This is a genomic window from Massilia antarctica (assembly GCF_015689335.1).
Classification (GTDB): Bacteria; Pseudomonadota; Gammaproteobacteria; order Burkholderiales; family Burkholderiaceae_D; genus Telluria_A; species Telluria_A antarctica.
On the sequence record NZ_CP065053.1, the window covers coordinates 1,073,203 to 1,091,229 of the forward strand.

General features: G+C 66.6%; 16 protein-coding genes. 4 read left to right on the forward strand and 12 right to left on the reverse strand.

Annotated features, from left to right (window positions below):
* Positions 1–178 precede the first annotated feature (178 nt).
* Positions 179–610, forward strand: a complete 432-nt coding sequence (locus IV454_RS04835) for a cupin domain-containing protein (RefSeq protein WP_229522066.1) — start codon at positions 179–181, stop codon at positions 608–610.
* 20 nt (positions 611–630) lie between these two features.
* Positions 631–1,707 carry a thioredoxin family protein gene (locus tag IV454_RS04840; RefSeq protein ID WP_206090549.1) on the forward strand — a complete coding sequence of 359 codons (1,077 nt, stop codon included), beginning with the start codon at positions 631–633 and terminating at the stop codon, positions 1,705–1,707.
* Between the two features lie 23 nt (positions 1,708–1,730).
* On the opposite strand, the gene IV454_RS04845 is transcribed toward IV454_RS04840, so the two are convergent.
* The 12 genes from IV454_RS04845 to IV454_RS04895 all read right to left on the reverse strand — a co-directional run bounded on the left by IV454_RS04845 (position 1,731) and on the right by IV454_RS04895 (position 15,385).
* Entirely contained in the window at positions 1,731–3,074 is a 1,344-nt protein-coding gene (locus IV454_RS04845) for an ATP-binding protein (RefSeq protein ID WP_229522067.1), read from the reverse strand.
* Positions 3,071–3,811, reverse strand: a complete 741-nt coding sequence (locus IV454_RS04850; RefSeq protein ID WP_206090551.1) for a response regulator — start codon at positions 3,809–3,811, stop codon at positions 3,071–3,073. The genes IV454_RS04845 and IV454_RS04850 overlap by 4 nt, the downstream gene beginning before the upstream one ends.
* 53 nt (positions 3,812–3,864) lie before the next feature.
* Positions 3,865–3,987 (reverse strand): hypothetical protein, encoded by a 123-nt coding sequence (locus tag IV454_RS33300; RefSeq protein WP_282961404.1) that lies wholly within the window; start codon positions 3,985–3,987, stop codon positions 3,865–3,867.
* Positions 3,988–4,055: 68 nt separating this feature from the next.
* Complete coding sequence (gene budA / locus IV454_RS04855) at positions 4,056–4,868, reverse strand: acetolactate decarboxylase (RefSeq protein ID WP_206090552.1); 813 nt, start codon at positions 4,866–4,868, stop codon at positions 4,056–4,058.
* A 130-nt stretch (positions 4,869–4,998) separates the two neighbouring features.
* Entirely contained in the window at positions 4,999–6,453 is a 1,455-nt protein-coding gene (locus tag IV454_RS04860; RefSeq protein WP_206090553.1) for a sigma-54-dependent transcriptional regulator, read from the reverse strand.
* Positions 6,450–7,157: a two-component system response regulator KdpE gene (gene kdpE / locus IV454_RS04865; protein WP_206090554.1), complete on the reverse strand. Its 708-nt coding sequence runs from the start codon at positions 7,155–7,157 to the stop codon at positions 6,450–6,452. The genes IV454_RS04860 and kdpE overlap by 4 nt, the downstream gene beginning before the upstream one ends.
* A gap of 17 nt (positions 7,158–7,174) precedes the next feature.
* Positions 7,175–9,859: a DUF4118 domain-containing protein gene (locus IV454_RS04870; RefSeq protein ID WP_206090555.1), complete on the reverse strand. Its 2,685-nt coding sequence runs from the start codon at positions 9,857–9,859 to the stop codon at positions 7,175–7,177.
* 14 nt (positions 9,860–9,873) lie between these two features.
* Complete coding sequence (kdpC, locus tag IV454_RS04875) at positions 9,874–10,458, reverse strand: potassium-transporting ATPase subunit KdpC (protein ID WP_206090556.1); 585 nt, start codon at positions 10,456–10,458, stop codon at positions 9,874–9,876.
* A gap of 13 nt (positions 10,459–10,471) precedes the next feature.
* Positions 10,472–12,571, reverse strand: coding sequence for a potassium-transporting ATPase subunit KdpB (gene kdpB, locus IV454_RS04880; RefSeq protein WP_206090557.1), 2,100 nt, complete (start codon positions 12,569–12,571; stop codon positions 10,472–10,474).
* Positions 12,572–12,589: 18 nt separating this feature from the next.
* Positions 12,590–14,371 (reverse strand): potassium-transporting ATPase subunit KdpA, encoded by a 1,782-nt coding sequence (gene kdpA, locus IV454_RS04885; protein ID WP_206090558.1) that lies wholly within the window; start codon positions 14,369–14,371, stop codon positions 12,590–12,592.
* Positions 14,371–14,457 carry a potassium-transporting ATPase subunit F gene (locus tag IV454_RS33485; protein WP_082692272.1) on the reverse strand — a complete coding sequence of 29 codons (87 nt, stop codon included), beginning with the start codon at positions 14,455–14,457 and terminating at the stop codon, positions 14,371–14,373. Before IV454_RS33485 ends, kdpA begins: the two co-directional genes overlap by 1 nt.
* A gap of 199 nt (positions 14,458–14,656) precedes the next feature.
* Positions 14,657–15,385, reverse strand: coding sequence for a TorF family putative porin (locus IV454_RS04895; RefSeq protein WP_206090559.1), 729 nt, complete (start codon positions 15,383–15,385; stop codon positions 14,657–14,659).
* Positions 15,386–15,547: 162 nt separating this feature from the next.
* On the opposite strand from IV454_RS04895, the gene IV454_RS04900 reads away from it, so the two are divergent.
* Both IV454_RS04900 and IV454_RS04905 read left to right on the forward strand, forming a co-directional pair.
* On the forward strand, positions 15,548–16,000 hold the full coding sequence (locus tag IV454_RS04900; RefSeq protein WP_206090560.1) for a GNAT family N-acetyltransferase: 453 nt from the start codon (positions 15,548–15,550) through the stop codon (positions 15,998–16,000).
* Between the two features lie 121 nt (positions 16,001–16,121).
* Positions 16,122–17,957 (forward strand): eCIS core domain-containing protein, encoded by a 1,836-nt coding sequence (locus tag IV454_RS04905; RefSeq protein ID WP_229522068.1) that lies wholly within the window; start codon positions 16,122–16,124, stop codon positions 17,955–17,957.
* The last annotated feature ends 70 nt before the right edge of the window (positions 17,958–18,027 follow it).

The window sequence follows — 18,027 nt, forward strand, 5'->3', positions numbered from 1 at the left end:
GCGATCCGCACAAGATTTGTGTCGGATTGTTTCCAACACCCTTTTGGAAACCTTGACCGCGATGTCAGGCAGGTTCTCTACATCCTGCGGAAACAACGATCCGGTCTAATGGGCCCTCGTTCTCGCGGCTTGCCATCCTGGCCTGCCGCGACGACGCCACCCTGACTGGAGAGAATCAATGAACGCACTGGGCATGTACACCGCAACATCGCCGCTACGCACCGTGGCAAGCCTCATGCTGATGGCGGGAGCGATCGTGCTGTCGCCGGCCGCATGGGCACAGCAATTCGGCCCCAACGGCCTGGCCCGCACGGAAACCGTACGCCACGAATTCGACAGCGCAAGAGAGGCGATCCAGGTGCGGGTCGATTTCGCGCCGGGCTCCTCGGCCCCGAAACACACTCACCCTGGCGTGGAAATCGCCTACGTCCTCAGCGGAACAATCGCGTATGAGATGGATGGCAAGACCATCCGGCTCCAGGCTGGCGAGTCGCTGTACATTCCGGCCGGCGCCGTGCATTCGGCAAGGAATGCCGCACCCGGCATCAGCGCGGAACTGGCAACCTACCTGGTGGAAAAGAACAAACCCATCGTCGTTCTCGACAAGTGACATTTTTCCAAGGACGCGACATGAACCGATATTCCCTGGCCGCACTCGCAATTGTCGCCGCCTTCGGCGTGGCGACGCTCTCGATCACGGCCGGCAGCCACGCTGCCACCTCCGCCCCCTACCGCAGCGACTTGCCGGTGCAGGGCGCGATGCCAGGCTTCGACGGCGCGGCCACCTGGCTCAACAGCGCGCCGCTGACGCCGGCACAACTGCGCGGCAAGGTGGTGCTGGTCGATTTCTGGACCTATTCCTGCATCAACTGCATCCGCACCATGCCGTATGTGCGCGCCTGGCACGACAAGTATCGCGGGCAGGGCCTGGCCGTGGTCGGGGTGCACACCCCCGAGTTCAAATTCGAAGCCGATCAGGACAACGTGAATGCCGCTGTCGCCCGTTTCCGCATCGACTTTCCCGTGGCGCTCGACAGTGACCAGCGTATCTGGCAAGCCTGGCGCAACCGCGCCTGGCCCGCCTTGTATCTGGTCGATGCGAACGGCAGGATCCGCTACCGCCAACTGGGCGAAGGCGGATACGACAAGCTGGAGCGAGCGATCCAGTCGCTGCTGGCCGAGGCGCGCGGCGGCCCGGTGGACACGACCCTGGCCGCTCCCCCCATGCACGCCGAGCAGCTTGCGCCCGACCTGCGCCAGCTCGATTCGAGCGAGACCTATGTCGGCTACAGCCAGGCCACCAATTTCCACTCGCCTGAACCGGTCCGCCCCGGCATGCCGCAACAATACTCGGTGGGCGCGCTCGCCCTGAACCAGTGGGGACTGTCCGGACCTTGGACCGTGAATGCCGAATCGGCCGTGGCCGGGCCAGCGGGAAGCGGCATCGTCCACCAGTTCAGCGCACGCGACCTGCACCTGGTGATGGGGTCCGGCGCACGCGGGCGCCAGGTGCGGATCAAGGTCACGCTCGACGGCCGCGCGCCAGGCGCGGACCACGGGGCCGACATCGATGCCGACGGCAATGGCCTCGTCACGGACACCCGCCTGTATCAATTGGTCAGGCAATCCGGATCGGTACGGCAGCGGCGCATCGACGTCCGTTTCCTCGACAACGGGGCCGACGTCTATGCCTTTACCTTCGGCTGACGGCACGCCGGCGCGCTTGCCGGTCAAGGCGCGCCCGGCGCCTCCAGTGTCCGCAGCACCAGCCGCGCTTCCAGGCCGCCCCCGGGGCGCTGGTGCAAGGTCAGGGTGCCGGCAAGCGTGAGCGCCAGCTGGCGTGCGATGGCCAGCCCCAGGCCGGTGCCGCCGGTGTCACGGCTGCGCGAGCTTTCAAGCCGATAAAACGGTTCGAAGACCGCCTCCAGCGCCGCCTCCGGAATACCCGGCCCCCGGTCCAGTACCCGGATCGTGATGACAGCGCCGCCACAGCGCTCCATCACGATCTCCGCCTGGCCCGCATACTTGATGCCATTGTCGACCAGGTTCGTCACGATACGGCGCAAGGCGCCCGGGCGGGTGATAACCGGCGCGCCGCTGCGGCGGGTGAATGCGACATCGGCACCGCTGTCGCGGTAGTCGAGCGCGATGGCGTCGAGCAGGTCGTCGGGATCGATCGCGCGCGCCGCTTCCAGCACGCCGTGCATGGCGCGCGCGTAACCAATCCCTTGCCGCGCCAGGTCTTCGAGCTGCTGCAGATCGTCGATCAGGCGTTGCTGCTGCGCGGATTCCTCCATAAGGTCGACGCGCAGGCGCATGCGCGTGATCGGCGTCTGCAAATCGTGCGAGATCGCCGCCAGGATGCGCAGCCGTTCATCGACGTAGGCGGCGATACGCCGTTGCATGGCATTGAAGGCGCGGGCGGCGCGCACCACTTCCGACGGTCCCTGTTCAGGCATGCGGACCGGGCGCAAGTCCGGCCCGAGCGAATCGGCGGCGTCGGCGAGGGTGAGCAAGGGCTTGATGGCCAGGCGTACCGCCAGCCAGCAGGCCAGCGCCACCAGCGCCAGCTGCCCCGCCAGCAGGTAGGGCAGCCGGGCCGACAAGGGCAGGCCGCGCCGTGGCCGGAAGTCGACTGTCAGCGGCTGGCCGTCCGACAGCCGCACATGCACCTGGAAGCGTTCGGGGCCGCCCTCGACCGCGTGCGCGCTCAATGCGTAGCCGGGTGCCAGCGCGCGCGTGGCCGACGCCAGCAAGCGCAGCGAGTACGGCGATCGCACCGGCGGCCCGGCCAGGCCGGCGTCCGACGAGAATCGGTAGCCGCCGCGGGCCAGGCGCGGCAGCCAGAGCGCCCGCTCCGCGCGCGGCAAGCGGTCGATCAGGGCGACGGCGGTGCGCAGGTCGGCCTCGACGTAATCGATCATCGCTCCCATGCTGGCGTCGTTGCGTTCTTCGATTGTCAGATAAGCGGACAGGAACTGGGCCGCGGCCAGTCCCGCCAGCAAAATGAGCGACAGGCGCGCAAACAGGCTGGCCGGTCCCAGCCTGCGCAACAGGGCGATGACACCGCTCACGCCGGGTCCGCGAGCGGGGTGACCGGACATGACAGCACATATCCTTCGCTGCGCAAGGTCTTGATGTAGCGCGGCTCGCGCGGGTCGTCGCGCAGCCGCTGCCTCAGGCGGCTGACAAGAATGTCGATCGAGCGGTCGAATGCCTGCGCATCGTGGCCGTGGGTCAGCTCCAGCAATTGATCGCGGGTCAGCACCCGTTGCGGATGGTCGAGGAAGACCCGCAGCAGCCGGTATTCGGCGCTGCTCAGGGCGACCGCGACATCGTCATCGGCGAGCAGATGGCGTGCCACCACGTCGAGCCGCCACGCCCCGAAGCCGAGCAGGCGCGCCGGCTCGCTCACCTGCATGTTGGGAGGAAGCATGCGCGTGCGGCGCAGCACGGCCCTGATCCGCGCCAGCAGTTCGCGCGCGGCGAATGGCTTGGACATATAGTCGTCGGCGCCCAGCTCGAGACCGACCACGCGGTCGGTTTCATCGTCGCGCGCGGTGAGCATCAGGATCGGAATGGCGCGCTGCTTTCCCGACCGGATTTCGCGGCACAGGACCAGCCCGTCGTCACCAGGAAGCATGATATCGAGAACGATGAGGTCCGGCGTCGACCGGGCAAGCGCGGCCCGCATCGCGCGGCCATCGGCGACCGCCGTACAGCGCAAGCCCTGCTTTTCAAGATAGGTGCTCAGCAACTCACGAATGTCGCGGTCATCGTCCACGATCAGGACATGGTCGATTTCTGCCACGGCTTTCCTTTTTTCCCAGTGACGGCCGCCGGCCGACGATCGCCATGCCGCACTCAACGGCCTTTGTTGTACACGCCCTCGGCCAGGGAGGATTGTTCGTCGACGACGGCCAGCCCGCCTTTGTCCACCTTCCATTCCAGGGAGTCGAGCGCGGACAGAAGTGGAGCTGCGCGCATGGCAATGTTTTCATTTGAATGATGAAAAGCGCATTTTACGCCAACGCCCAAGTCCTGCGCCCTCCGGCTCAGGGCTTGTTGTCGCCATCCTTGTCGTGCCGGGCGCTCTCGACCTTGCGCAGTTCGGCGGCGCGGTCCTTTTCCTGGTCCGCTTTGGCGAAGTCCTCGTTGAGTGGGAGCTCCACTTCCATGCGGCGCACCTGGACCAGCCTGAGCACCCCGCGCGCCAGGCCCGTGCCGAGCACATGGCCGCCGAAGCTCAGGTCGTCCGAGATGAAATGCCAGTGGTAACCCGGCACGCTGATGCCCTTGCTGAGGGCCGGGCTGCGGATGCCGATCATGGTCCCCGTCACGGTGTCGCGCGAAAACACGTTCTGCGACTTCGACACCTCGGCCAGGGGCCGGTACGGCCGGGTCTGCGGGGGAATGGCGCGCGTCGAGATGGCGCTGAACTGGCCCTTGATCTCGAGCGCATAAAACATGTTCTTGTTGCCGAGCTGCTGGTCGGCCAGCGCTTCGATCTGCGCCAGGCTGGCGCTGGGCCCGAGCGCCACGGTCTGGGTCGGCACAAACGGCAGCACGTACGCGAGCGGCGTGCGCTCCGACGGCGCCGCCACGCGCACCGATCCATCGGAGCGCACGTGGTAGAACTTGCCATCGTGGACCACCATTTCGCCATCGAGGTGGTTATAGGTGCCGATCCCGAAGTTGCCCCTGGTGCCCAGCTGGGCGACGGTCAGCTCGCCATCGTACACGCCGGCCAGCAGCGCATCGATGGTCGAATACACGTACAAGGCCGGTTCCTGCGCGGCGCTGCCCAAGCTGGCCAGGCCGAGCGCGAGGCCCGCGAGGCAGCGGCGATACGAACGTCCAGATTGCATTGCAATATCCTTTTTTTTATATTCATGGGAACCCCGGGCGGCGCTCCTTGCCTGTATTAGATGCCGGCCCGCGCCCGGATGCAAGCTCCGGCGCCGGCCACCACCCCAGCCGCATGCCGGCGTGCCCGCTTCACAACAGCTTGCCCGCGGCCTGCCGGCGCAGGTAGCGCCGCAGCGCTTCGCTCGGCGTCCTGAGCGCGGCGGCGCAGCGTCCGGTGTCGCCACCGTGCGCCGCCAGCGCCGCCGCGATCTCGGCCGGCGCGATCTGGCCGATCTGGCGGATGGCGGGATGCTTCCCGATCAGCTTGTACATCGACGGCCGCGACACCCCCAGCGCCAGCGCCGCGTTGCGGATCAGCCAGCCGTTGGCTTCGAGCGCGTCCAGCACCGCCTGTCCGCTCAGTTGTCCCAGCCGGACGCGCGCCGTCCGCTCCGCCACACCCGGCACCAGCGCATCGAAAGCCAGCGGCTGGCCCGCCTGCGCGGCGCTGAGGGCGCGCTGCACCACCTTGCCGAGCTGGCGCACATTACCGGGCCAGTCGTAGTTGCACAGCTGGCTGATGAACGCCAGCGGCAGCTCGGGCGCGCTGCCGGTGCGCGTGCTCCAGGCTTGCATGAAGTGCAGCGCCAGCACGCCGATATCGCAGCGCCGCTCGCGCAGGGGCGGCAGGCGCACCACCAGCGCTTCGAGGCGGCGCAGCAGGGACTGATTGAAGCTGCCATCATGCAGATCGTGGTCGCTGGCGCCGATCAGGCGGGCCCGCGCCGCCTGATCGGCGCGCGCACCGACGGGGCGGTACTCGCCGGTCTTGAGCACGCGCAGCAGCTGCGCCTGTACCGCCTGCGGCGCCGTGCCTATCTTGTCGAGAAACAGGGTACCGCCGCCGACCCGGGCCAAGGCGCCCGTATCCGCGCCAAACAGCTCGGCTACCGCCTGCGTTTCGCTCAGGGTCGCCAGGTTGACCGTCACCATCGGCCCGCGGCAGCGCGCGCTGGCTTGATGGATCGCCTGCGCGGCGAGTTCCTTGCCGCTGCCCGCTTCGCCCAGCAGCAGCACCGGCAGGTCAGTCGCGGCCACCTGCCGGATCAGCTCGCGCACGCGGATGGCGGCGCTGCCGACCCCGTGCACGGCGGCGATGGCGCTGGCCTGGGGCAGGCGGTCCATCCAGTGCACGCACAGCAGCACCACGCCACCGAGGCCGATGACCAGGCCCGCGTCCACCTGTTCGGGCGTGCAGCGCACGGGTGCGCCGGCCAGCATGGCGCCGTTCAGTTCCACCCGCATGCGGCTTTGCGGCGGCAGCAGGCTCACGCCATGGTCGCGGTGGCGCCGCAAGCGCAGCGCATCGCGCGCGATGCGGCGGTGCCCGAGCGCTTGCGCGTTGCCCGCGAGGCCGCCGAACAGCGGCGCGAAGCGATTGACATCGATGTCGCCGCTGCCCGCCGCAGCGATGAACTGCTCGCCGATGCGCTGCGCCTGCGGATGCCACAGGATGGTCAGCGCCAGCCGCAGCGCGGCGCGGCCGGCCAGCGCGCAGACCGGCGAGGCCAGGGTATTTTCGGCATCGATCAGGGACAAGCTCACGGGCGCTCATCCGGCATGAAGAGGCGGTAGCCGACGCCGGTTTCGGTCAGCAGGTAGCGCGGCTGCGCCGGATCGTCTTCGAGCTTGTGGCGCAGATGGCCCATGTAGATGCGCAGGTAGTGGCCATCCTCGCCGTGCGACGGCCCCCATACCTCGCGCAGCAGCTGCGGATTGGTGACCACGCGCCCGGCGTTAGCCACGATCACCGACAGCAGGCGGAATTCGGTCGGCGTCAGGTGCACGTGCTGGCCGCCCTTGGTGACGCGGCGCGCTTTCAGGTCCACGCTTACGGAACCGAAGCGCACCAGTGCGGCGGGACCTGCGCCCGGCTGGCGCTGGCGGCGCAAGGTGGCGCGCACGCGCGCCTGCAACTCGCCCACGCCGAACGGCTTGGTCAGGTAATCGTCGGCGCCGGCGTCGAGCGCGCGAATCTTGTCGGCCTCGCCCACCCGCGCCGACAGCACGATCACCGGCACCCCCGACCACTTGCGTAGATCGGTGATGAAGGCGATGCCGTCGCCGTCGGGCAGGCCCAGGTCCAGCACCACCAGGTCGGGCGTGCGGGTGCCGGCGTCGATCAGGCCGCGCTGCATGGTGGCCGCCTCGAACACGACCCAGCCCTCGTCTTCGAGCGCGGCGCGCACGAAGCGGCGGATCTGCGGTTCATCTTCGACCAGCAGGGCAGTGGGAGCGGAATCAGTCATCGGGAAGTGCGAAGGTTTCAGGTTTCAGGTTCGGGGCCGGGCGGCGGGGTTCCGAGCGGCAGGTTCACTACAAGCGAGGCGCCGCCGATGGGCGACGCGCAAGCCTCGATTTTACCGCCATGCGCCTCGATGATCGCGCGGCAGATCGCCAGCCCCAGGCCCACGCCCGGTTTCGCCGATTCGCGCTCGCCGCGCGCGAACTTCTCGAACAGGGTCTCGGCCCGTCCCGCGGGGAAGCCCGGGCCGTCGTCGTCGACGCGCAATTGCAGCCATGCGCCATGAACCGCGCCGGCCACCACGATGGTCGAACCGGGCGGCGTGTACTTGGCGGCGTTCTCCAGCAGGTTGTACAACACCCGCTCGATCAGTACCGCGTCGAAGCGCACCAGCGGCAGGCCGGGCGCGAGCGCGGTGCGCACCACATGCGCGCGCAGCGGCGCGGCGCAGGCGCGCAGGGCGCTACCGACCACTTCTTCGAGCGGGTGCCACTGCATGTCGAAGGTGATCTGCCCGCTCTGGATGCGCGCCATCTCCAGCAGGTTCGCCACCAGGGCGCTCATGCGCAGCGCTTCCTCATGCAGGATGACGGCCATCTCGCGCTGCGGCGCCGCCAGTGCGGGACTGGAGTCGGCCAGCGATTCAGAAAGGCCCACCAGCAAGGTCAAGGGCGTGCGCAGGTCGTGCGACAGCGCCGCCAGCAGCGAATTGCGCAGGCGTTCGGACTCCATGTTTACCAGCGCATCCTGCGCCACCTCGATGTAGTGCACCCGTTCGAGCGCGATGGCGGCCAGCGCGGCGAAGGTGTCGAGCTGGGTGCGCTGTTCGGGAATGAGCATCCAGCGCTGTTGTTCCGGTGCGATGGCCAGCACGCCGCGCGTGCGCATCGGGGCCACCAGCGGCAGGTAGAACAAGGGACTGGCCGGCAGGGTGCCGCTGCCCAAGCCCGCGCTTTGCGCGTGGTCGAAGGCCCATTGGGCAATACCGATGTCGGCCGTGGCGCCGGGCGGCGCTTGCAGGCGGCCTTCGGCATCGGGCACCAGCAGGGTGGCGCCGGCGCGGAAGGTGCGTCCGATGGCGGCGCGGGTGGCGTCCACGATTTGCTCGGTCTGGAGCGCGCCGGAGAGTTCGCGCGCGAATTCGTACAGCGCGCGCGAACGCTGCTCGCGGTGCGCCGCCACGCGTGCCTGGAAACGCAAGCCGGCCGTCAGGTGGCCGGTGATCAGGCCGACCGCCAGCATGACGCCGAAGGTTATCAGGTACTCCAGGTCGGAGACGGCAAAGTCGAAGCGCGGCGTGACGAAGAAAAAGTCGAAGCACGCCACGGACAGGCAGGTGCACAGCACCGACGGTCCGCGCCCGAAGCGCACCGCCACCAGCACCACCACCAGCAGGAGCAGCATGACGATGTTGGCCAGGTCGACGTAGCCGACCAGGGGCGCAAGCAGCAGCGCGGCAGCCAGGCTGGCCGCGCCCGACCAGGCATAGGCCGCGGCGCGCCGTTTGCCGCTGTCGAAGGCCAGGGTGACGGTGTTCGTTTCCGGCGCCGCCGCGGCCGGACGCGGCTTGCCGCCGCCGACTTCGATCAGGTCGATATCGGGCGCGATGCCGGCGATGCGGTCGCGGTGCGCGCGCCGCCAGGGCCAGGATGGGTGCGCGCGCGCCAGCACCAGTTTCGACATATTGTGCTCGCGCGCATAGCCGACGATGGCGTCGGCGATGTCGCGCCCCGCCAGCACCGCCGTGGTCGCGCCCAGTTCCTGCGCCAGGCGCAAGGTCTTGAGGGTCAGTTCGCGCCGGACCGCCGGATTGCGCTGCAGGGCCGGCGTTTCCACGTACACGGCATGCCAGTCGGCGCCCAGCTGGCCCGCCAGGCGCGCGGTGCTGCGCACCACATGCTCGGCATCGGCACGCGGCCCCACGCAGGCCAGCAGCGCGCCGCCGGTCTTCCAGACCGTGCCGATCGATTGTTCGATGCGGTAGGCGCGCACGTCATCTTCGACCCGGTCGGCGGTACGGCGCAGGGCCAGCTCGCGCAGGGCGATCAGGTTCCCTTTGCGGAAAAAATTCTTCGCGGCGCGTTCGGCCTGTTCCGGCCGATACACCTTGCCGCCGCGCAGGCGCGCCAGCAATTCGTCGGCCGGCAGGTCGACCAGCACCACTTCGTCGGCGCCGTCGAACACGGTGTCGGGCACGGTTTCGGCCACGCGCACGCCAGTGATGCCGCCGACCACGTCGTTCAGGCTGTCCAGGTGCTGGACGTTGACAGTGGTGAAGACGTCGATGCCGGCCGCAAGCAGCTCTTCCACATCCTGCCAGCGCTTGGGGTGGCGCGAGCCGGGCGCGTTGGAGTGGGCCAGCTCGTCGACCAGGACCAGGGACGGCGCGGCGGCCAGGGCGGCATCGAGGTCGAACTCGCGCAGCGCCTGGCCGCGATGGGCGAGCATGGCCGGGGCGAGGAGGTCCAGGCCATCGAGCAGGGCGGCGGTGTCGGGGCGGCCGTGGGTTTCGAGCACGCCGACCAGCACCGCCACGCCCTCGTCCCGCAGCTTGCGGGCGGCGACCAGCATGGCGCAGGTCTTGCCGACGCCGGCCGAGGCGCCGAAATAGATGCGCAGCTTGCCGCGCGCGGCCTTGCGCTCGTCGGTCTGGACCTGGGCCAGCAGGGCGTCGGGGTCGGCGCGTTGGGTTTCAGTTGGGGACATGGCCGCCTTTGTCGCTAATCCGCCCGAGTATACGCCCTGTCCAGCGCGAGATTGAGCGCCAGCACATTCACGCGCGCTTCCCCGAACACGCCAAACAGCGGCAAGATCGCCGTTGCCCCGATCAGCGCCTCGACCCGCTCGCGCGGCAGCGTGCGTGCGCGCGCCACCCTGCCCGCCTGGTAGCGCGCCGCCGCCAGGCTGATCTCCGGATCGAGCCCGCTGGCCGAGGCGGTGACCAGGTCCACCGGTACCGGCGCCGTGTTGCCCGGATCGGCCGCGCGCAGCGCCGCCACCCTGCCCTGCACCGCCGCCATCAGCGCCGGGTTGAGCGGTCCCTGGTTCGAGCCGGCACTGGCGATCGCGTTATAGGCCATCGGTGCGGTCGCCGACGGACGTCCCCAAAAATAGCCGGGCGACGCAAACGATTGCCCGATCAGGCGCGAGCCGACCGTCCGGCCGCCCTGCGTCACCAGGCTGCCGCGCACCTGGTCGGGAAAGGCGGCGTAGCCGATGCCGGTCACCGCCAGCGGATACAGCCCGCCCACGACCAGGGTCAGCGCGCCGAACAGCATGATGGCGGGGCGAAAAGTGGTTTTCATGACGATGTCCTTTCTAGACCAGGTGAAGCGCCGACAGCAGCATGTCGATCAGCTTGATGCCGATGAACGGCAGCACGATGCCGCCCCCACCGTAAATGAGGATGTTCCGGCGCAGCAGGGCCGCCGCGCCGATGGCCCGGTACGGCACGCCCTTGAGCGCCAGCGGAATCAGGACCACGATGATGAGGGCATTGAAAATTACCGCCGACAGGATGGCCGAATCGGGGCTGGCCAGGCGCATCACGTCCAGGCTTTTCAGCTGCGGATACGTGCCCACGAAGGCCGCCGGAATGATCGCAAAATACTTGGCGATATCGTTCGCGATCGAGAACGTGGTGAGTGAACCGCGCGTCATCAGCATCTGCTTGCCGATTTCGACGATTTCGAGCAGCTTGGTCGGATTCGAATCCAGGTCGACCATGTTGCCGGCCTCCTTGGCGGCCTGGGTGCCCGAGTTCATGGCCACCGCCACGTCGGCCTGGGCCAGCGCCGGCGCGTCGTTGGTGCCGTCGCCGGTCATCGCCACCAGCCGGCCTTCGGCCTGGTAGCCGCGAATCAGTTTGAGCTTGTCCTCCGGCGTGGCCTCGGCCAGGAAATCGTCCACCCCCGCTTCGGCGGCAATCGCGGCGGCGGTCAGCCTGTTGTCGCCGGTGATCATCACGGTCTTGATGCCCATGCGGCGCAGCTCGGCGAAGCGTTCGCGGATGCCGCCCTTGACGATATCCTTCAACTCCACCACGCCCATCACACGGCCATCGTCGGCCACCACCAGCGGCGTGCTGCCACGGCGCGCCACGTCGTCGACCGTGCGCGCCATCTCGGGCGGATACGCCAGGCCGAGCGCCTCCACATGCTTTTTCACCGACTCGGCCGCACCCTTGCGCACCTGGCGCGCGCCGGCATCGATGCCGCTCATGCGCGTGTTGGCGCTAAATGGAATGAAGCTGGCCTGCAAACTGGCCATGTCGCGTTCGCGGATATCGAAGCGCTGCTTGGCCAGCACCACGATCGAGCGCCCTTCCGGGGTTTCGTCGGCCAGCGACGCCAGTTGCGCCGCGTCGGCCAGTTCGCGCTCGCTCACGCCCGGCGCGGGGAAGAAACCCGCAGCCTGGCGGTTGCCCAGGGTGATGGTGCCGGTTTTATCGAGCAGCAGCACGTCAACGTCGCCGGCCGCTTCCACCGCGCGGCCCGAGGTGGCGATCACGTTGGCGCCCATCATGCGGCTCATGCCGGCCACGCCGATCGACGACAGCAGCGCACCGATGGTGGTCGGGATCAGGCACACCAGCAGCGCGATCAGCACCGTCACGCCGACCGGTTTGCCGGCGCCGGCGGCGGCCACGCCGAACAGCGAAAACGGCAACAGGGTCACGGTGACGACCAAAAACACGATACTCAAGGCCACCAGCAGGATGGTGAGGGCGATTTCGTTGGGTGTCTTCTGGCGCTTGGCGCCTTCGACCATCGAGATCATGCGGTCGAGGAAAGTCTCGCCCGGGTTGGCCGTCACGCGCACCACCAGCCAGTCCGACAGCACGCGGGTGCCGCCGGTGACGGCCGAAAAATCGCCGCCCGACTCGCGGATGACCGGCGCCGATTCGCCCGTGATGGCGCTTTCATCGACCGACGCCACGCCTTCGATGACTTCCCCGTCGATGGGAATCACATCGCCCGCTTCGACCAGGATGGTGTGGCCCTTGCGCAGATCGGCGCCGGGAAGCGGCAGCCAGGTGGTACCGTATCTGGGCGTGGCCAATTGCTTGGCGCTGACGCTTTGCTTCAGTCCGCGCAAGGACGCGGCCTGCGCCTTGCTGCGCCCTTCAGCCAGCGCTTCGGCGAAATTCGCGAACAGCACGGTGAACCACAGCCAGATGGCAATCGCCAGGGTAAAGCCGCTGCCGCTGTCGCCTTTGCCGGCGACGGCCTGGAAGTACATCAAGGTGGTGAGGATGCTGCCGACGTAGACGACGAACATGACGGGGCTGCGCAACTGCGTGCGCGGTCCCAGCTTCAGCACGGCGTCGAGGATGGCGGGGCCGATCAGCGCCGTATCGAACAAGGTGAGCGTCTTGCGGGTGGTGGCTGCCGGTGGCAGCGGGAGTGCTTGCGACATCATGGGCTCCGCGTGAAGTTATTTGGTATAGAGCTGCAAATGCTCGGCAACGGGGCCGAGCGCCAGCGCCGGGACGTAATTGAGCACGCCGACCAGCATGACCACGCCCACCAGCAGGCCGACGAAGACCGGGCCGTGGGTCGGCATGGTGCCGGCATTGGCTTGCAGGCGCGGCTTGGCGGCCAGCGCGCCGGCAATCGCCAGCACCGGTACGATCACGGCAAAGCGCCCGAACCACATGGCAATTGCCAGCATGGTGTTATAGAACGGCGTATTGGCCGACAAGCCCGCGAAGGCGCTGCCGTTGTTGTTGGCCGCCGAACTGAAGGCGTACAGGATCTCCGAGAAGCCGTGCGCGCCGGGGTTGGAAATGCCGGCCCGGCCCGCGTCCAGCATCACCGCCAGCGCGGTCCCGCTCAGCACCAGCAGCGGCGTAACCAGGATCACGATCGCGCTCATTTTCATTTCATAGGCCTGAATTTTCTTGCCCAGGTATTCCGGCGTGCGTCCGATCATCAGCCCGGCGATGAACACCGCCATGATGGCGAATACCAGCATTCCGTACAGGCCCGAGCCGACTCCGCCGAACACCACTTCGCCCAGCTGCATGAGCAGCATCGGCACCATGCCGCCAATGGGCGTGAATGAATCGTGCATGGCGTTGACGGCGCCGCAGGAGGCGGCGGTGGTCACGGCGGCGAACAGGGACGAGGCGGCGATGCCGAAGCGCGCTTCCTTGCCTTCCATATTGCCGCCGGCCTGAAAGCTGCCAGCGCCCTGGTCGACGCCCAGCGCCGCCAGTTGCGGGTGCACGGCCTGTTCCGCGCTCATGAGCACCGCAGCGGCGACCACGAAGATCAGGCTCATGGCAGCCAGCACGGCCCAGCCCTGGCGCGGGTCGCCCACCATGCGCCCGAAGGTAAAGCACAGCGCGGCGGGAATGAGGAAAATCGCCAGCATCTGGACAAAGTTCGACAGCGCGGTCGGATTCTCGTAGGGATGGGCGGAGTTGGCGTTGAAGAAGCCGCCGCCGTTGGTGCCGATCAGCTTGATCGCTTCCTGCGACGCGACCGGCCCCATGGCGATGGTCTGGGTGGTGGCGAGCTTCGCTTCAAGGATCGCCTTGCCATCGGCGCCGGGCGTGGAGACCGCGTACGCGACCGGATCGAGCAGCTGCACTTCCTGGTAGCTGTTGAAGTTCTGGACCACGCCCTGCCCCATCAGGAACACGGCGAACAGCAGCGACAGCGGCAGCAGCACGTACAAGGTGGAGCGCGTGAGATCGGCCCAGAAGTTGCCGATCGATGTAGCCGAGCGCGCACTGAAGCCGCGGATCAGGGCGAAGGCGACGGCCATGCCGGTGGCGGCGGAAAAGAAATTCTGGCCCGCCAGCGCCACCATCTGGGTCAGGTAGCTCATGGTCTGTTCGCCGCCGTAGCCCTGCCAGTTGGTGTTGGCGACAAAGCTGACGGCGGTATTGAACGAGGAATCGGGACTGACGTTGGCCAGCGCCTGGGGATTGAGCGGCAGGAAGGCCTGCAAGCGCTGCGCGCCGTACACGAACAGGGCGCCCAGGCCGTTAAACACCAGCAGCGCGCGCGCATACGATTGCCAGCCCATGCCGGCGCCGGGCGACACGCCGGCGGCGCGGTACAGCAGCCGTTCGAGCGGCGCCAGCCAGCCGAAGCCGGGTACGGCGCCGCCCTCGGCGACCTTGGCCAACTGGCGGCCCAGCGGCCAGGCCAGCGCCAGCAGTACGGCCAAAAAGGCGCCCAGCAGCGCCATCGATTGCGTGGTCATCACAGATCCTCCGCGTTCAGCAGCGCATGTGCCAGGTAAGCCAGCAGGCCGGCTGCGACAAGCCCGCCGATATAGATGAGGGCCATTATTTTTTCTCCCCCAGTGAGGCGCAGCCGGCCGCGAGAGCGCAGCTGAGGCCGAAAAAGAGCAGGATCGCTCCAATGAAAATCAAGTCCATATCACCCTCGAACGAATTGGTTTTGTTATTGATGAGCGTATCGGCAAGCGTCTAAAAACGGTGTAAAGAGTTGCCGCGCAGGTGTAAACAAAGCGTAAACGCCGGCATTAAAAGGTCGTGCCGACGGTCAGCAGCAGCGCGCGTTTGCCGAGGAATTTGCCGTTCGCCGGCGAGGCGTAGGCGGCTTTGCCGGCGTCGGTGCCGATCGCTGCCAGCGCCACGCTTGCCACGCCGAACTCCTTGGTGATGCCGATCTTGTAGTCGGTGTAGCTGGCGGCGCCATGGTGGGCCACGCGCTGGCGCCCGGCGTGCAGGTTGAGCACGAGGCCCTTGCCAAGGGCGGGATTGGCGGCCAGGTCGAGGTAGCCGCTATGTTGGCTGTCGACGTAGCCGAACAGGTTGCTGAGCGCGTGGGAATACTTGACCAGGGCGACGCCGTACCCGAGCTGGCCGTAGACCTCGGTGGTGTTGGCGTTGGCGAAGCCGGCTATGTGGCCGAGCTTGTTGGATGGGTAGACATAGGTCAGCACGCCGGCGTCGTAAGCGATGCCGGGCGCCAGTTCGCCGCGCTTGCCGCCATAGAGGTCGAGTTCGACCTTGCCGCCGCCGCCGGCGTCGCCGGTCCAGGTGATGGTCGAGGCCCAGGCGCCCGCGTACCAGCCGGACGGCTTGTGCACCAGGTCGGCCCCGCCCTGCAACGCCGGCTGGAGGCGGGTTTGCGAGATGCCGCGATAGCGATAGTCGCTGGTGAGGGCCGCGTTAAGACTGAAGTCGTCCGCGGCCGATGCTGCCTGCGCGGACACCGACAGCAGGGCTGCGAGAATGGCAATCTTCATGGTGCTTCTTTCTTTGCTGTGATGGGAAACGGAGAGACGGCAAATCGTATCGGCCCGGCCGTAAAAAATTTCTAAAGAGTTAGGGCGCTGCCGTAAAAGAAATGTAAAAATGCACGCTTCAAGGAAGCCAAGGGAGTAGCGGTGGGAAAGCATGAGACGGCGATGATTCGCAACGCGTCGATGGAGGATGTGGCGATGCTGGCGGCGATCGAAGAAGCGAGCTTCAGCGGCGACCGGGTCAGCCGGCGCAGTTTCCGGCATCTTCTGTCGCAAGGAAATTCGGTGACCCTGATCGACGCGGCGGCGGGCGAGATACGTGGCTACCTGACCTTGCTGTTTCGCGCGAATACGACGCGGGCACGGGTGTACACCATTGCCACGGCGGCGGCGTGGAAAGGCCGCGGCGTGGCGGCGGGACTGGTGCGGGCGGCGGAACAGGCGGCACTGGCACGCGGATGCACGGCGCTGTATCTGGAGATTCGCAAGGATAACGTGGCGTCGATCGGGCTGTTTACGAACAATAGCTATCGGGTGTTCGGGGAGTATGAGGAGTATTATGAGGATGGTATGGATGCCTGGCGGATGGAGAAATTGTTTCCCCGGCCAACAGCGTAGCCCGGCCGGCCCGAGGCGCCTGCGCTCGTGCCCTGATTCGCAAGGTCATTGAATCAAGCTGACAAGGTCGTTAAGACAGCCGCTACCTTTTTGTTCAAAGCTATTAGAGGTTTCCACGCACATGCAAACCCAGATGCCGGCATCGTCCGAACAAGAAAAAAAGCAACAGGCCAGCGCCGCCTCTCAGGCAGCTCCATTGGTCGGCGCCCCCCCAGCCTCGTTTGAGGACAAGCGCCCGCAGGCGGTAGCGCAACGGTGCTTGCAAGCCATGATCGACCGCAGTTCGCGTGTACAGCGCATGCGGGCGATGGCGGCGCCTGCCAATCCTCAGGCGTCTGTATCAACGCCTGCGCAATTGAAGGAAGTGCCCGCGCCGAACACAAACGGTACGGGCTTGCCCGAGCGGCTTAAAAGCGGCGTTGAGTCATTATCCGGCATGAGCATGGATCATGTGAAAGTGCACTACAACTCGTCCAAGCCAGCGCAATTACATGCCCACGCTTATGCGCAGGGCAGCGACATTCATGTGGCGCCAGGTCAGGAACGCCATTTGCCGCATGAAGCCTGGCACGTCGTTCAGCAACAGCAAGGTCGGGTACAAGCCACCGCGCAATACGCTGGCGCGCCGGTCAACGACAACCCCGGTCTCGAATCCGAAGCCGACCGCATGGGAGCCATGGCGAGCAACCTGGGGGACGCGATGACACCGGCGCAATTATCGACGCCGGCGCGGCAAGCTGGCCATGTCGGCATCTCGCAACAGCAGCCGGTTCAACGGCGTGTCGGGTTTGAATTTCAAACCAACATCAGATTAAAAGACAAGAACGACGAGACGCCGCCATTCAAGACAGCGCTCCTGACAAGAGACAACTGGCATATTGAATGTGACGCCGGCGACCTTGAATTCGTCACCAAGCCACTCAACGATTACGACGATGTCAATCAAGTGCTCGGGGAAATCGTCCATTGGGCGACCATGCTTTCTCAGATAGAAGGAAAAGTGTCGGACGAACAGCGGGAGCGACTCGGCTTCCTTCTGGAGTCCAAGTATGAAGATGAGGTCGAGGATGGGAAAGAGCAGTTGAAAGCCAGCGAAGCAAGGCCGCTTGCCGCAATGGCCGTCAACAAAGGATCGCTTCTTGAATCCATGTCCGCCACCGGGGACGCGGGGATAATCACGGCCGCGCCGCAAACAACGATCGGCATTCCCTTGGACCGCATCATCTCCGCATTGCACCTGGTGGCGTCCCAGCAAATCACCGTTGGCGCCAATACCGGTGCGGCGAAGCAAGTCAAACTGGCATCCGCACAAAACGGCGCGGAGCCGCCGCTGGTATCGGCGCACCATGCCACCGTCAAGCTCGTGGCAGGCTTGCGTGAAGCGCGCCCGCTCATCAAGGACGAGTCGACCTGGCGCAAGCTTGAAGGCATCATCGCTTTGGCCGCGAGCTACATACGCACCGCGAATGTGGCGGGACGCGGCGGGTACGGCTATACCAAAATGGTCGCACCCATGATGAGCCGTGTAAATTTCAGCGCCCTGCTCGCCGAACTGCCCGAGGAAGTGCAAGTCTTCTTCAACACGTCCAACGTAGCGGCCGCCTCCGGCATCGGCGAGGACGCCCCCATGTTCGGCCACAAGGGCGCCAAGGTGGAATTCGGTAAAACCACGCTGGGGCCGACGCTGAGAGTATGGGTGGACAGTATTCGTGCCGGCCACGATGCGCTTTCCATATTGGGCTTGAAGCACGGCGTGGGGACGGAAGCCTTCATCAAGGACTCGGAAAGCATGGGCCAGTTCAATGAGCTGGACCAGGAAGATCCGAATGTTGAGGTGCCGCTGGTCCCGATCGAGTTGCGCCAGATCAGCAAGGCGGTCCCGGTATCGCATTGGCACGACCTTGCCATCGAAATCATGATCTTTGCAAATGCCTTGTTAAAAGCGAAGTTCTTCTGACGCCCCCAGGACCGGCAAGACAGCCCCCCGCTCTCGGACAGCGACACGGTGCATCACCAGCGGCCAGGCT